Source organism: Quyinboa ferrireducens (genome assembly GCF_042436675.1).
Classification (GTDB): Bacteria; Bacteroidota; Bacteroidia; order Bacteroidales; family UBA5342; genus JBHJHP01.
Genome location: NZ_JBHMVA010000006.1, coordinates 208,962 through 220,974, shown reverse-complemented (window position 1 = coordinate 220,974; position 12,013 = coordinate 208,962). Strand labels below are relative to the sequence as shown.

General features: G+C 38.9%; 14 protein-coding genes and 1 tRNA gene. 11 read left to right on the top strand and 4 right to left on the bottom strand.

All coding sequences use genetic code 11. The annotated features are described in order from the left end of the window. On the top strand, positions 1-206 hold a 206-nt coding region (locus tag ACE01N_RS11400), incomplete at its 5' end, for a hypothetical protein (protein ID WP_380588692.1). A gap of 1,109 nt (positions 207-1,315) precedes the next feature. Here the strand turns inward: ACE01N_RS11400 and ACE01N_RS11395 are convergent. The 3 genes from ACE01N_RS11395 to ACE01N_RS11385 all read right to left on the bottom strand — a co-directional run bounded on the left by ACE01N_RS11395 (position 1,316) and on the right by ACE01N_RS11385 (position 3,285). Beyond that, a tRNA-Ser gene (locus tag ACE01N_RS11395) sits at positions 1,316-1,404 on the bottom strand. Between the two features lie 122 nt (positions 1,405-1,526). Next, positions 1,527-2,666 (bottom strand): AI-2E family transporter, encoded by a 1,140-nt coding sequence (locus ACE01N_RS11390; RefSeq protein ID WP_375730147.1) that lies wholly within the window; start codon positions 2,664-2,666, stop codon positions 1,527-1,529. Positions 2,667-2,673: 7 nt separating this feature from the next. Continuing rightward, positions 2,674-3,285 (bottom strand): thymidine kinase, encoded by a 612-nt coding sequence (locus ACE01N_RS11385; RefSeq protein ID WP_375730146.1) that lies wholly within the window; start codon positions 3,283-3,285, stop codon positions 2,674-2,676. A gap of 111 nt (positions 3,286-3,396) precedes the next feature. Between ACE01N_RS11385 and ACE01N_RS11380 the strand changes: the two genes are divergently transcribed. Genes ACE01N_RS11380 through ACE01N_RS11370 form a run of 3 tightly spaced genes read left to right on the top strand, consistent with a single transcriptional unit; the run spans position 3,397 to position 5,617 of the window. Beyond that, entirely contained in the window at positions 3,397-4,221 is an 825-nt protein-coding gene (locus ACE01N_RS11380) for a hypothetical protein (protein WP_380588687.1), read from the top strand. A 3-nt stretch (positions 4,222-4,224) separates the two neighbouring features. Continuing rightward, positions 4,225-4,926: a 16S rRNA (cytidine(1402)-2'-O)-methyltransferase gene (rsmI, locus tag ACE01N_RS11375; protein ID WP_380588684.1), complete on the top strand. Its 702-nt coding sequence runs from the start codon at positions 4,225-4,227 to the stop codon at positions 4,924-4,926. Continuing rightward, the gene (locus ACE01N_RS11370; RefSeq protein ID WP_380588681.1) at positions 4,913-5,617 is read left to right on the top strand and encodes a YjjG family noncanonical pyrimidine nucleotidase; all 705 of its coding nucleotides are present in this window, start codon (positions 4,913-4,915) and stop codon (positions 5,615-5,617) included. The genes rsmI and ACE01N_RS11370 overlap by 14 nt, the downstream gene beginning before the upstream one ends. Here the strand turns inward: ACE01N_RS11370 and folB are convergent. Continuing rightward, positions 5,614-5,964: a dihydroneopterin aldolase gene (folB, locus tag ACE01N_RS11365; protein ID WP_375730142.1), complete on the bottom strand. Its 351-nt coding sequence runs from the start codon at positions 5,962-5,964 to the stop codon at positions 5,614-5,616. The genes ACE01N_RS11370 and folB overlap by 4 nt on opposite strands. 153 nt (positions 5,965-6,117) lie before the next feature. On the opposite strand from folB, the gene rsfS reads away from it, so the two are divergent. The 7 genes from rsfS (at position 6,118) to ACE01N_RS11330 (ending at position 11,877) form a co-directional block, all read left to right on the top strand. Beyond that, positions 6,118-6,477: a ribosome silencing factor gene (gene rsfS, locus ACE01N_RS11360; protein ID WP_375730141.1), complete on the top strand. Its 360-nt coding sequence runs from the start codon at positions 6,118-6,120 to the stop codon at positions 6,475-6,477. After that, positions 6,456-8,606 (top strand): ATP-dependent zinc metalloprotease FtsH, encoded by a 2,151-nt coding sequence (gene ftsH / locus ACE01N_RS11355; RefSeq protein ID WP_380588676.1) that lies wholly within the window; start codon positions 6,456-6,458, stop codon positions 8,604-8,606. Before rsfS ends, ftsH begins: the two co-directional genes overlap by 22 nt. After that, positions 8,606-9,247 (top strand): LutC/YkgG family protein, encoded by a 642-nt coding sequence (locus tag ACE01N_RS11350; RefSeq protein ID WP_380588673.1) that lies wholly within the window; start codon positions 8,606-8,608, stop codon positions 9,245-9,247. The genes ftsH and ACE01N_RS11350 overlap by 1 nt, the downstream gene beginning before the upstream one ends. Positions 9,248-9,250: 3 nt before the next feature. Beyond that, entirely contained in the window at positions 9,251-10,060 is an 810-nt protein-coding gene (locus ACE01N_RS11345) for a phosphatidate cytidylyltransferase (protein WP_380588670.1), read from the top strand. A 4-nt stretch (positions 10,061-10,064) separates the two neighbouring features. Continuing rightward, the gene (locus ACE01N_RS11340) at positions 10,065-10,721 is read left to right on the top strand and encodes a phosphatidylserine decarboxylase family protein (protein WP_375730137.1); all 657 of its coding nucleotides are present in this window, start codon (positions 10,065-10,067) and stop codon (positions 10,719-10,721) included. A 2-nt stretch (positions 10,722-10,723) separates the two neighbouring features. Continuing rightward, complete coding sequence (locus ACE01N_RS11335) at positions 10,724-11,473, top strand: CDP-alcohol phosphatidyltransferase family protein (protein WP_375730136.1); 750 nt, start codon at positions 10,724-10,726, stop codon at positions 11,471-11,473. A 119-nt stretch (positions 11,474-11,592) separates the two neighbouring features. Then, positions 11,593-11,877 carry an HU family DNA-binding protein gene (locus tag ACE01N_RS11330; RefSeq protein WP_375719651.1) on the top strand — a complete coding sequence of 95 codons (285 nt, stop codon included), beginning with the start codon at positions 11,593-11,595 and terminating at the stop codon, positions 11,875-11,877. The last annotated feature ends 136 nt before the right edge of the window (positions 11,878-12,013 follow it).

Genomic DNA, 12,013 nt, shown 5'->3' with positions numbered 1-12,013 from the left:
TGCTCTTTAAATTGATGCTCCACAAATTAAACACTCCGGCAAATCAAATGAGATTCAGCCACCCATGGCCGGATAATTTAAATCAAAAACTCTACGATATTGCATCAACCCAAAACGATATTGCGTCAAAATATGAATCTTCAAAGTTTTGTAGACTGAGATTCCACCCGACACCTGGTTTAAATCAAACGATGATCCAGTTTTAAAAAGAACGTTCCCTGCTTCAGCCGAAAGAGGGTGGAAGCCAGTTTTAAAATAATCAAACAACTAATCACGGCATTATTTACAACGTTCCCGCGGTATGCTGTCGTGGCAGTTTCTTTCCGACGGGAAAGGAACTGTCAGGACAAAAGTGACAGCTGCGAACGTTGAAATGTTTTATTTAAAAGTACTGCCATGCAGTATGACCGCGTGTTGTATTTAGTACCTTCTTTTTTCTCTCACCGGAGTTCTTTAATTGAACGGTTTCGCAAATTAAACACTTCGGCAAATCAAATGAGATTCAGCCGCCCATAGCCGGATAATGTAAATCAAAAACTCTACGATATTGCGTCAGCCCCAAACGATATTGCGTCAAACTACGAATCTTCAAAGTTGTGTAGACTGAGATTCCACCCGACACCTGGTTAAAATCAAACGATGATCCAATTTTAAAAAGAACGTTCTCCGCTTCAGCCGAAAGAGGGTGGAAGCCAGTTTAAAATAATCAAACAACTAATCCCGGTATTAAATACAACTAGTATATATACTGATATTTATTCAGCTTATCCATCCAATACGGGCGATAAAGCTGAAGTTTTATCAGTTTTATTAAATAAAGATAATCAAATCTTAACATTATCCGGCGGATTCCCCGGCTCCCTGGGTTTTTGCTTGAAAAACAGTTCTAAATTTCTGCTTTTTCAATGCTTCGCCATCTCAGCCACATCGTACGGCGAGGTATAAAGTAACTTTCAGAATACGTTTTCGAATTCTGAATCTATTCAATAAAATTCATCCTTGTTAACCAGGCATTTTAAGTTTCAAATTTAAAAGTAATAATTTATTCCGAAAGTTGGTGCTCTGAAATCATAAATCAGACATAAACTGTTTACACCGAAAAAGTGATATGTAAAAGTATCAACGCCATACTTTAAATAAGCATTGGGCAAAATTGGGGGAGAATTATATTAGAATATTTGGAACTTGCAGAGTAGGCAAATGAATAAATAAAGCCTTGTAAACCGGAATGTAGAAATAGAAAATACAGGACAAAAACAAAAGTCCGATAAACAGCAGCTTATCGGACTTTGAAATGAGTTGTAATATATTTCAGCGGAGAGAGGGGGATTCGAACCCCCGGTACAGTATTACCCGTACGCCGGTTTAGCAAACCGGTGGTTTCAGCCACTCACCCATCTCTCCTGAAATTGGGTGGACAAATGTATAAAACAGAATCTAAATAAACCAAATATTTAGGTTCAATTTTAACACTCCAAGCATAAAATTAATTGAAAACTTTCTGACTACCTTATTAAAAAGGTCATTTAAGAGTCTTTATCAGGTTTTGTTTTTTCAGGAACTGTATCTATCGAGTGTCCCTGTTCGTCTTCATAAAGAATAAATCTTTTATAATACGATATCAATAATGTAGTGAAAGGTAATGCAATTATCATTCCTACAATGCCCAGTAATGCACCCCAAATGGATAGCGACAATAGGATGATGGCCGGATTCAGCCCCATACGTTTCCCCATAATTTTAGGAACCAGAAATCCATCCTGAAACGACTGGACGACAGCATAAACAATCAGAACCGCAAGTGCAACGATCCAAACAGGTTGCCCTGTTTCAAGCGATTTGAGTAACACCAGTAAGGTTGCAGGCACAATACTGATGATTTGCAGGTAAGGAATCAGGTTCAGCAGCCCTACAAAAATACCGAACACTATTGCCAGCGGCAGGTCAATAATTGAGAACCCGATGCTGAACAGCACACCTACGATGGTTGCTATCAGAAACTGGCCACGGAAATAACGGTTCATTCCATCCTCCAGATCATCAGATAACTTGTCAATAAAATGCCTGTATTTATCGGGAATCAGTTTGATCCAGCCGGTTGATATTTTATCGAAATCCAAAAGAATAAAAATGATGTAAAGCAGTATAACGAAAACTACAAAGATGGATAATACGGCATTTACAGAGCCCGAAAATATTTTCCATGCTGAAGGCATTATCCGCTCCAGTAACTTCCCGTAATCCTGATTGGTAATGTATTGCTGTATTTCGGGTAACTCAATTATTTTTTTGAAACTTTTTTCCCAGTTGTCAGGAAACAGTATGGAGTCGTGGTTACTGGCGGCATAATCTTTCAGCAATGCAATAGTGTGCTCCACCTCTCCCGAAATCGGCTGAATCAAAAGGTATATTAACCCTGTCAGGATACCAATAATAAGAAGTAAGGTGATCAGAACAGACAGTAATCTTGATTTGACATTTACCTTATTCTGTATAAAGTTAACAACAGGATTCATCAGGTAGGCAATAAGCCAGGCTACAAAAAATGGAATAAGCGCTCCTCTTATATGGTTGACCAAAAGATATAATGCGATAATAACTATCGCACCTATTACTATCCTGACCACCCGGTCGAAGGTAAAAGGTTTCTCGTAGTTCGGATGCATGGTTATATTATTCGTTAAATGTCAATGATTTTTGAGACTCACTGTCTTTCTGTGCTTTTCCAAAACATTTACGGCATAAGGGCTCGTAAAGTTCCTTTTCTCCCAACATTATTCTCTGTTTTGATAATGTTAAGCGATGGGAAAACTGGGCCAGTGATCCGCATTTTACGCAAATAGCATGAAGCTTTGTCACGTGATCAGCCACAGCCAGTAAACCCGGAATCGAACCGAAAGGTTCGCCTTTAAAGTCCATATCCAGACCTGCAACAATTACTCTTTTGCCCCTGTTAGCCAGTTTCTGACAAATTTCAATTAATTCTGAATCGAAAAACTGGGCTTCATCGATACAAACCACATCCACTGTTGCACCTTCTTCCAGTATGTGTTCCGCTTTGGTAAGCGAGATACACGGAACTGCTTTCATGTCGTGCGACACCACTTTGGTTTCGGAATACCGTTTGTCGATGGACGGTTTAAATATAATCACACTTTGCTTTGCAAATTCAGCCCGTTTGATCCTACGCATCAGTTCTTCGGTTTTACCTGAGAACATTGATCCGCAGATCACCTCAATATTACCTGTTTTATCGTTTATTTCTGATTCCGAGAATAGATTCATTATACATCGCTTAAAGCAACCAAAATTATAATTTTAAAGCCAGAAACACTATGCTTGGAAAAATAATTTTAATTTTAGGTCGTATTTATAAGAGACTGAAAAAATATTCAAATGGATAGAAGTGCCTTATTAAAACTCATTCACAAAGACATAAATGAGCTGCAGCTTTTGCTGGAGGGAATGGAAGGATATGGAGACATTCCTGAGCCGATTATAAAACTTGCCAAAAGTAAAGCTGAGCAGTTAAAAGATAATATTGATATTCTTCCGGGCGAGGTGCGTGTCGCTATTCATGAACCTGCTGAACCGGATATTGAAATTGTGATCGAAGAAAAACCAAAGCTGGAAGTTAAGGAAGTTGAAGAAGAGCCTGAGCCGAAACCCGTGGTAGAAGAGGAGCCGGAGGAAAAAGAACCGGAAATAAAAACAGAACCTGTAGCTGTGGAAGAAACGGTGACTGAAATTCAGGATCAATCCGGAATAATTAATGAAAGCGAAGAAGAACCGGTGGCAACTGAACCGGAAACGATAATTGAAGTGGAGGAAGAAGTTTCAAAAGTTGAAACGGAAGAAGAAGGGGAAAGTAAAGTAGTGACCACAAAGAAAAAGACTGTAACAGTTCTGGGAGAAACAATCGAAGCCGGAGAAAAAGTCATTGACAGAATTAAAAAGGATATTTCAGGATCCATAAGTGCCAGGCTGGAAGGTTCGCCCATAGCAGATTTAAAACGAGTCATAAATATAAATGACCGGTTTATGTTTCAGAAGGAATTGTTTAACAACGACAGGGATCTTTTCTTTAAAAGTCTGGACGACTTGAATACGCTGGATTCATTTGATAGTGCCCTGGAGTATATGGTTCAGCATTTTGATTGGGATTTTGAAGATGAAACAACCGGACGTTTTGTGTCTCTGGTAAACCGTCGTTACAAATAAACTATGTCTTCCGGAAAATTATATGTTGTTCCAACACCCATCGGAAACCTTGAAGATATGTCGTTCAGGGCAGTTCGTGTGCTGAAAGAGTCGGATCTGATTCTTGCTGAAGATACCCGTGTGTCAGGAAAGTTGTTGAAACATTATGACATTCAGACACCGATGCAGTCGCATCATAAATTTAATGAACATCAAATAGTAGAAAGAATAGCAGGAAACATAAAGGCCGGATCGTGTGTTGCTTTAATAACAGATGCCGGGATGCCGGCCATCAGCGATCCCGGTTATTTGTTGGTAAGGGAATGTGTAACGCAGGATGTGGATATTGAGTGTTTGCCTGGTTCCACCGCCTTTATTCCGGCATTGGTGGTATCAGGATTGCCAAACGACAGGTTTACCTTCGAAGGCTTTTTGCCACAAAAAAAAGGACGGCAGAAAATGCTGACCAATCTTTCTGAAGAAGACCGGACAATGATCTTTTATGAATCGCCGCACAGGCTTGTAAAAGCATTATCGCAAATGGCAGATGTGTTCGGTTCTGACCGAAAATGTTCGGTGTCCCGCGAGATCAGCAAAATTCACGAAGAGGTAAAAAGGGGTACGCTGGATGAGGTCAGGGAATATTATGAGAACAATCCGCCCAAAGGTGAAATTGTAATTTGCGTTGAAGGTGCAGGAAAAGCAAAAAAACATGAAGTTGACTAAAAAATACAAACATCTTTTTTTTGATCTGGATAATACATTATTCGATTTTGATGCCTGCGCATTAATGTCGCTAAAAGAGTGTTTTGACAAGCATCAACTCAATAAATGGTTCAGTAACTTCGATGAATTTTTTGCAGCATACTCTGAGATTAATATCAGGCTCTGGAACGAATATAAAGTCAATAAACTGAAGAAGGATGATGTTAAATACGGGCGCTTCAGGGAAACACTGGCTGTAAAGAATGTTCGTGATGAGGATCTGACAACTTCACTGGCAGAAGATTTTTTACAGTTCTGTTCCGATAAAAATATTCTGGTGGACAATGCACTGAACGTGGTAAAAAAACTTCATGAAAGCTACAATTTGTACATTATTTCAAATGGTTTTGTTGAAGTCCAAAACCGGAAAATGGATTTAACGGGGTTGGCGCCATACTTTAAAAAGGTAGTTCTATCGGAAGAAGTGAAGGCGCAGAAACCATCCCGTGTGATATTTGAATATGCGGTGAAGTCGGTGAATGCCAGAAAGTCAGAAAGTGTGATGATTGGGGATAATATTGAGGCTGACATTGAAGGTGCCAAATCTTTTGGCATGGATCAGGTGTATTTTGATTACAATAAACTACCCGAAAATCATGGTTTGGCCACCTGGACCATAAAAAATCTGGAGGAACTTCTCGAAATTTTTTAACGCGAGAGCGTTACGCTAACCTGTTGTGTCTGACCACCAAGTGGTGGATTTACCTTGGATACTTTGACCGAAGCTTTGACTAAATCAGGATATTTTGCATAAATCGCATCCAGAATTCGTTTTGCCACATGTTCCAGCAAGTGTGAAGTTACAGACATTTGTTCTTTCACCAGGTTAAAAATGATCTGGTAATTTACGGCATCTGCAATATTGTCACTCTCAGCAGGAACACTGAAATCACCTTCCATCCTTACATTCACCATAAAGGAGTTTCCAACCACCTGCTCTTCCCTGAAACAGCCGTGAAAAGCGAAAAACTCCATGTTTTCAAGTTCAATTATTCCCATCTTTTCTTAAAAAATCAGGTTGCAAAATTAAGCTAATTTGATACGACTACCAATCTAAATAGGTTTTAAAGAATTTTAATACCACTATTTTTTGTCATAAAAACTATCTTTGCATGGAATTTGTTAATAAAGGAGTTAAATTCTAAATTTTATATGGCAGAGGCTGATTTGCTTGTTCAAAAAGTAGTAGAAGGGATACAGGAAAAAAAAGGAAAACGAATTGCGGTGGTGGATATGACTAAACTGGAAAATTCTGTTTGTTCATATTTCGTTATTTGTGAAGGTGATTCTACAACTCATGTGAACGCAGTTGCAGATTCTGTTATAGATTATGTCCGTAAGCAAATTGATGATAAGCCCATCAATAAGGACGGATTTAAAAATTCAGAATGGATAGCGGTAGATTACGGTAACTTAATAGTGCATGTGTTTCAAAGAGAGCCGCGCCAATTTTATAAAATTGAATCTCTTTGGGCAGATGCAGATATAACATGGATAGAGGATATTTATTAATTATGGAAGAAAATAATAATTCACAACGAAGACCTTCAGCTGGCGGGTCGAGGCCAAAACCCGGAGATAAGATGCCTCCGATGAAACCTAAATTTAATCTTTACTGGATCTATGGTCTCATCGCCATTTTTCTTGTTGTATTAAGTGTATATGGGAATGGCTCCGATTCAAATTCAATGGCTTATGGTACATTTAAAAATACCATTCTTAAAGATAATGCCATTAAAAGAATAGATGTTATCACGAATCAGGATAAAGCAGAGATTTATCTGAAGCCTGAAAAGATCAGCGAATATATCAAAGATGGCAATGATAAAACGCCCGGACCACATTATACAGTAAAGATTCCGAGTGTAGAGATTCTTACCAACGATGTGGATGCTGCCAACGAACAGAATAAAGATGATAAATTAACAGATATACGTTACGAAGAGCAGCCTGAATACTGGGGAAGTTTTCTGAGTTTCCTGCCTTTCATTGTCTTAATAGTTCTGTGGTTTTACATTATGCGGCGTATGTCGTCACAGGCTGGTGGCGGACCAGGGGGAATTTTTAGTGTAGGGAAATCAAAAGCTAAATTGTTTGACCGGGAATCAAACATCAAGATTAACTTTAATGATGTCGCGGGGCTTGCTGAAGCCAAACAGGAAGTGGAAGAGATTGTTTCGTTCCTGAAAAGTCCGCAAAAATATACGGAACTAGGTGGTAAGATCCCTAAAGGAGCCCTGCTGGTAGGCCCTCCCGGAACCGGTAAAACATTACTCGCACGTGCGGTGGCAGGTGAAGCCAACGTACCTTTCTTTTCTCTTTCCGGATCCGATTTTGTGGAAATGTTTGTGGGTGTTGGTGCATCACGGGTGCGTGATTTATTCAAACAGGCCAAAGAGAAGGCACCTTGTATCGTATTTATCGATGAGATTGATGCCATCGGTCGTGCAAGGGGAAAAACACCAAATATGAGTTCGAATGATGAACGCGAAAATACACTGAACCAGTTATTGACTGAGATGGATGGTTTTGATACCAATAGTGGTGTTATCATTCTGGCAGCAACCAACAGGGCAGATATTCTGGATAAGGCACTGATGCGGGCGGGGCGTTTCGATCGCCAGATTCATGTGGAATTACCGGATCTGAACGAACGTAAAGAAATATTTCAGGTTCATTTACGTCCGTTAAAAATTGATGAATCAGTCGATTCAGAATTAATGGCTAAACAGACACCTGGCTTTTCTGGTGCCGACATTGCCAATGTGTGTAACGAGGCCGCGTTGATTGCAGCCCGTAAGGAGAAAAAAGTAATCCAAAGGCAGGACTTTCTCGATGCCGTTGACCGAATCATAGGTGGTCTTGAAAAGCGTAACAAAATCATCACAATGGATGAAAAGAAAGCCATTGCATATCATGAAGCAGGTCATGCTACAGTTAGCTGGTTGCTTGAATATGCACATCCATTGGTTAAGGTAACGATTGTACCACGTGGGAAAGCTTTAGGCGCTGCCTGGTATCTGCCGGAGGAACGTCAGTTAACCACCAAAGAGCAGTTGCTTGACGAAATGTGTTCTACTTTGGGAGGACGCGCTGCAGAGGATATTGTATTTGGCCGGATTTCGTCAGGAGCGCTTAACGACCTTGAACGTGTTACCAAATCGGCTTACGGCATGGTTTCTTATCTTGGAATGAGTGATATTATAGGTAACATCAGTTACTATGATTCTATGGGTGGTGAATACAGCTTTACAAAACCATATAGTGAGAAAACGGCTGAATCAATAGATGTTGAAGTTAAGAAGCTGGTTGACGAGCAATATCAGAGGGCAAAAGATATTTTGACCAAAAATAAAGAAGGACACAAGAAACTGGCAGAAAAGTTGCTTGAGAAAGAAGTAATCTTTACTGAAGATATGGTGGAGATATTTGGAGAGCGTCCATGGAAAAAAGAAATGGTAAAGTATTCCTCACCCAAAAAGGAAATTGATGGTGTAAGTAAAAGCACTTCTAAGACAAAAAAATTGAAGACGGCTTCTGCTGCAAAAAAGACTCCAAAAGAAACAGACAGTAAAGTTAAAGAAACACCGGGACTTGAAGAAAGTAAGGAGGAAGGCAAGGAGAAAACTGCTGAATCCTGATGAGTTCCAAAGACAGCATATTAAATCGTATCCGTCAGGTTTCATCCGGTAAAAAGCTTTTTGATGTTGAGGAACCGGACTGGAATAAGAATGAGCTTGTATCAGTTGATGAAGATTTAAGTGCAGAGTTTAAAAAACAGATTGAGAAAGTCAGTGGGTTTTTTTATAAGTTATCGTCCTATAAAGAACTGGTTGAAAAAGTTAAATCTCATTTAAGTGAGGATGAAATAGCTGACGTTACATGTAGTTCAGAAACTTTAGCCAGTCAAACCGGATTATCATATAAATCAACGGCAGATAATGATGATGCATTTATAGTGCCTTGTGAAGCATTGATTGCATCCACCGGATCGGTATTGGTTTCTTCAAAAAGTGGTGGAAACAGAAGAAACCACGTTTTCCCTCCGGTGCTTTTTGTTGTTGCTTACTCCAGTCAGTTAGTTCCTTTTATTAAAGATGGTTTGGATGCAATAAAGATGAAATATGAAGCCCTGCCATCCATGATTTCACTTATAACAGGCCCCAGCAGAACCGCAGATATTGAAAAAACTTTAGTGCTTGGAGCGCACGGACCAAAAAAACTAATTGTATTTTTGTTGCCTGATAATGAAATGATTTCAAACCATTCAAAACAGGCTTAGCAAATGAAAAATTTATTGGTCCGGACACTTTCCGGTATCGTATATGTTGCGATTATCTATTTGGCCACCCGGTACTATCAGGTAGGTTATATTGTTTTTCCTTTGCTTATGATCCTTGGGATATGGGAGTTTCAGAAAATGTCTGATGAAACTTTTTCTCGGGGAATGTTTATATCAACTTCATTGTTGGCACTTGTGCTTTTTGTGGCCATGCATTTAATGCGTCATGATCCGGATATTGTAAGTTTTTTAGCTGGCGGAGCTGGTACCATTGTAATCATGCTGTCCCTTTTCTTATTTACACGTCCTCATATGAAACCGAATAAGTCTCTGCTTACATTTTCAATCATTTATGTAGGTATTCCCTTTGCGCTTATTCCGGTATGGTTTGGAAACCAGTGGGGATTTACATCAAACAACCTGCTTTTGTTGTTTATTATCATTTGGGTAAATGATTCTTTTGCATATCTTTTCGGGGTATCTTTTGGTAAGCATAAGCTAATGCCTTCCGTTTCGCCTAAAAAATCATGGGAAGGGCTGATTGGTGGTGCTGTAATGTCAGTTATTACAGGGATTCTGGTTCACAGGTTCAATTGGGTAAACGGATTTGAATTGGTTGAGTTTGAGATATTTATTTTAATTGCTATAATTGCAGCAAATTTAGGAGACCTTGTTGAGTCAAGGTTCAAAAGAGAAGCAGGTATAAAAGACTCTGGTAACATTATACCGGGGCACGGGGGAATACTTGACAGGCTGGATAGTTTTATTTTTGCATTACCGGCTGTTTCAATGTTATTGGTAATAATTCAGTGAAGGAATGATTAAGATTCACAAAGAAGGAAGGACTATTTTACTGGTGTTTTTGTTGATCCTATTAATGGTCAATCTGGCCATTGCCATTTATTCATCCAATGAGGTGGCTAAATCATTGACCACAACGGCATCAATACTATTCTTCATATTTGTATCTCTTTTTTTTCGAAATCCAAACCGGGATTTTGTGCACCACGAACAAAAGCTTATTTCGCCTGCTGACGGAAGAGTTGTTGTAATCGAAGAGGTTTTTGAACCTGAATATTTCAAGGATAAACGGTTACAGGTATCTATATTTATGTCCATTTCAAGTGTGCATGTTAACAGGTGGCCTATAAACGGACTCGTGCGTTATTACAGGCATCATTCAGGCCGATTTTATGCGGCATTTTTACCTAAGGCCAGCACCGAGAATGAACGTGCCACCATTGTACTGGAATTTGAACCGGGCAGGGAGGTTATGATTCGTCAGATTGCAGGTGCTATGGCAAGACGCATTGTTACCTATGCCAAAGAAGGTGAAATAGCGGTGCAGAATAAGGACATGGGCTTTATTAAGTTCGGGTCAAGGGTGGATTTGATACTACCGGTAGGTACACCGCTGGATGTTGCTGTTGGTGATCGTGTTAAAGGAGGCATAAGCCAAATCACAAAATTCTGAAAATGTTACGTAAAAGTATTCCAAGCATACTAACCATGTTTTCATTGCTGTCAGGTATTACAGCATTGTTTTTTGTGTTCAATACCGATTTTAAAAGTGCAATGATTGCAATATTGGTGGCTGCATTTTTTGATTTTACCGATGGCTTTGCAGCCAGATTACTGCATGCAACTTCTGAGTTTGGCGTTCAGCTCGACAGCCTGTCGGATATGGTAAGTTTTGGGGTTGTGCCTGCCGCTGCAGCAACAGTTTTTACTGCCAGTGTAATTGGTTTGCACGACATTGACCAGGTATCACTTATGAGGTTTATAGATTTGGCAGTCATATGTTTGCCGTTGTTAATCGCGGTGGGTTCTGCTTTACGACTGGCAAAATTCAATATAGACAAGAACCAGAAATCCCATTTTATAGGATTACCAACACCGGCGAATACATTATTTGTTATTGCATTTATTTTATTTATTAAATCACAGGGAGCCGTTTTTGCAGATAATGGCATGTTTTTGAAGGGCTTGCTGGCTGTGGTTTTTTTGTTTTCTGCCATCATGCTGGTTTTACCAATTAATTTATTTGCTTTAAAATTTAAATCATTTCGCTTCAGTGAAAACTGGTATCGGTTTCTTTTGCTAATCGCCGGTCTTTTTGCACTTATGTTTTGGGGACTGAAGAGTTTTACGGTAATTATTCCGTTTTATATAATATTATCTGTGATTTTAAATATTTTTAGCAAAGAAAGTAGGCTAAATGGCTGATTTTTTTGTTTTTGTAAAAAAATAAGGATTTACTTTTTGTGCTGTAGGATAAAAGATATATATTTGCATGCTCAAAAATAACAGGAATCTGTAAGTATAACTAAATAAAATTATTAAAGATGACTAAAGCTGATATTGTCAACGAGATTTCAAAAAATACAGGGATTGAGAAGATGACAGTTTTGAAAACTGTAGAGGCTTTTATGGAAACTGTAAAAGGTTCCCTGGCTGACGGAAATAACGTATATTTAAGGGGATTCGGTAGCTTTATCGTTAAGAAAAGAGCTGAGAAAACTGCCCGTAATATTTCAAAAGGTGTTACGATTAAGATTCCTGCTCATTATGTACCTTCTTTCAAACCTGCAAAGACTTTCATTACACAGGTTAAAGATACAGTAAAGTAATTATTTCAAGTTAAAAGTATAAGCTATGCCTAGCGGGAAAAAGAGGAAAAGACATAAGATGTCTACGCATAAGCGTAAAAAAAGACTTAGAAAAAACAGACATAAGAAGAAGAAATAACTCCTGTTATTTCTCTTA

What these genes read in the sequence shown, in the direction of transcription:
- ACE01N_RS11390 (WP_375730147.1), bottom strand. Translation starts at nt 2,666, where the DNA reads ATGCATCCGAACTACGAGAAACCTTTTACCTTCGACCGGGTGGTCAGG.
- ACE01N_RS11385 (WP_375730146.1), bottom strand. Translation starts at nt 3,285, where the DNA reads ATGAATCTATTCTCGGAATCAGAAATAAACGATAAAACAGGTAATATT.
- ACE01N_RS11380 (WP_380588687.1), top strand. Translation starts at nt 3,397, where the DNA reads ATGGATAGAAGTGCCTTATTAAAACTCATTCACAAAGACATAAATGAG.
- rsmI (WP_380588684.1), top strand. Translation starts at nt 4,225, where the DNA reads ATGTCTTCCGGAAAATTATATGTTGTTCCAACACCCATCGGAAACCTT.
- ACE01N_RS11370 (WP_380588681.1), top strand. Translation starts at nt 4,913, where the DNA reads ATGAAGTTGACTAAAAAATACAAACATCTTTTTTTTGATCTGGATAAT.
- folB (WP_375730142.1), bottom strand. Translation starts at nt 5,964, where the DNA reads ATGGGAATAATTGAACTTGAAAACATGGAGTTTTTCGCTTTTCACGGC.
- rsfS (WP_375730141.1), top strand. Translation starts at nt 6,118, where the DNA reads ATGGCAGAGGCTGATTTGCTTGTTCAAAAAGTAGTAGAAGGGATACAG.
- ftsH (WP_380588676.1), top strand. Translation starts at nt 6,456, where the DNA reads ATGGATAGAGGATATTTATTAATTATGGAAGAAAATAATAATTCACAA.
- ACE01N_RS11350 (WP_380588673.1), top strand. Translation starts at nt 8,606, where the DNA reads ATGAGTTCCAAAGACAGCATATTAAATCGTATCCGTCAGGTTTCATCC.
- ACE01N_RS11345 (WP_380588670.1), top strand. Translation starts at nt 9,251, where the DNA reads ATGAAAAATTTATTGGTCCGGACACTTTCCGGTATCGTATATGTTGCG.
- ACE01N_RS11340 (WP_375730137.1), top strand. Translation starts at nt 10,065, where the DNA reads ATGATTAAGATTCACAAAGAAGGAAGGACTATTTTACTGGTGTTTTTG.
- ACE01N_RS11335 (WP_375730136.1), top strand. Translation starts at nt 10,724, where the DNA reads ATGTTACGTAAAAGTATTCCAAGCATACTAACCATGTTTTCATTGCTG.
- ACE01N_RS11330 (WP_375719651.1), top strand. Translation starts at nt 11,593, where the DNA reads ATGACTAAAGCTGATATTGTCAACGAGATTTCAAAAAATACAGGGATT.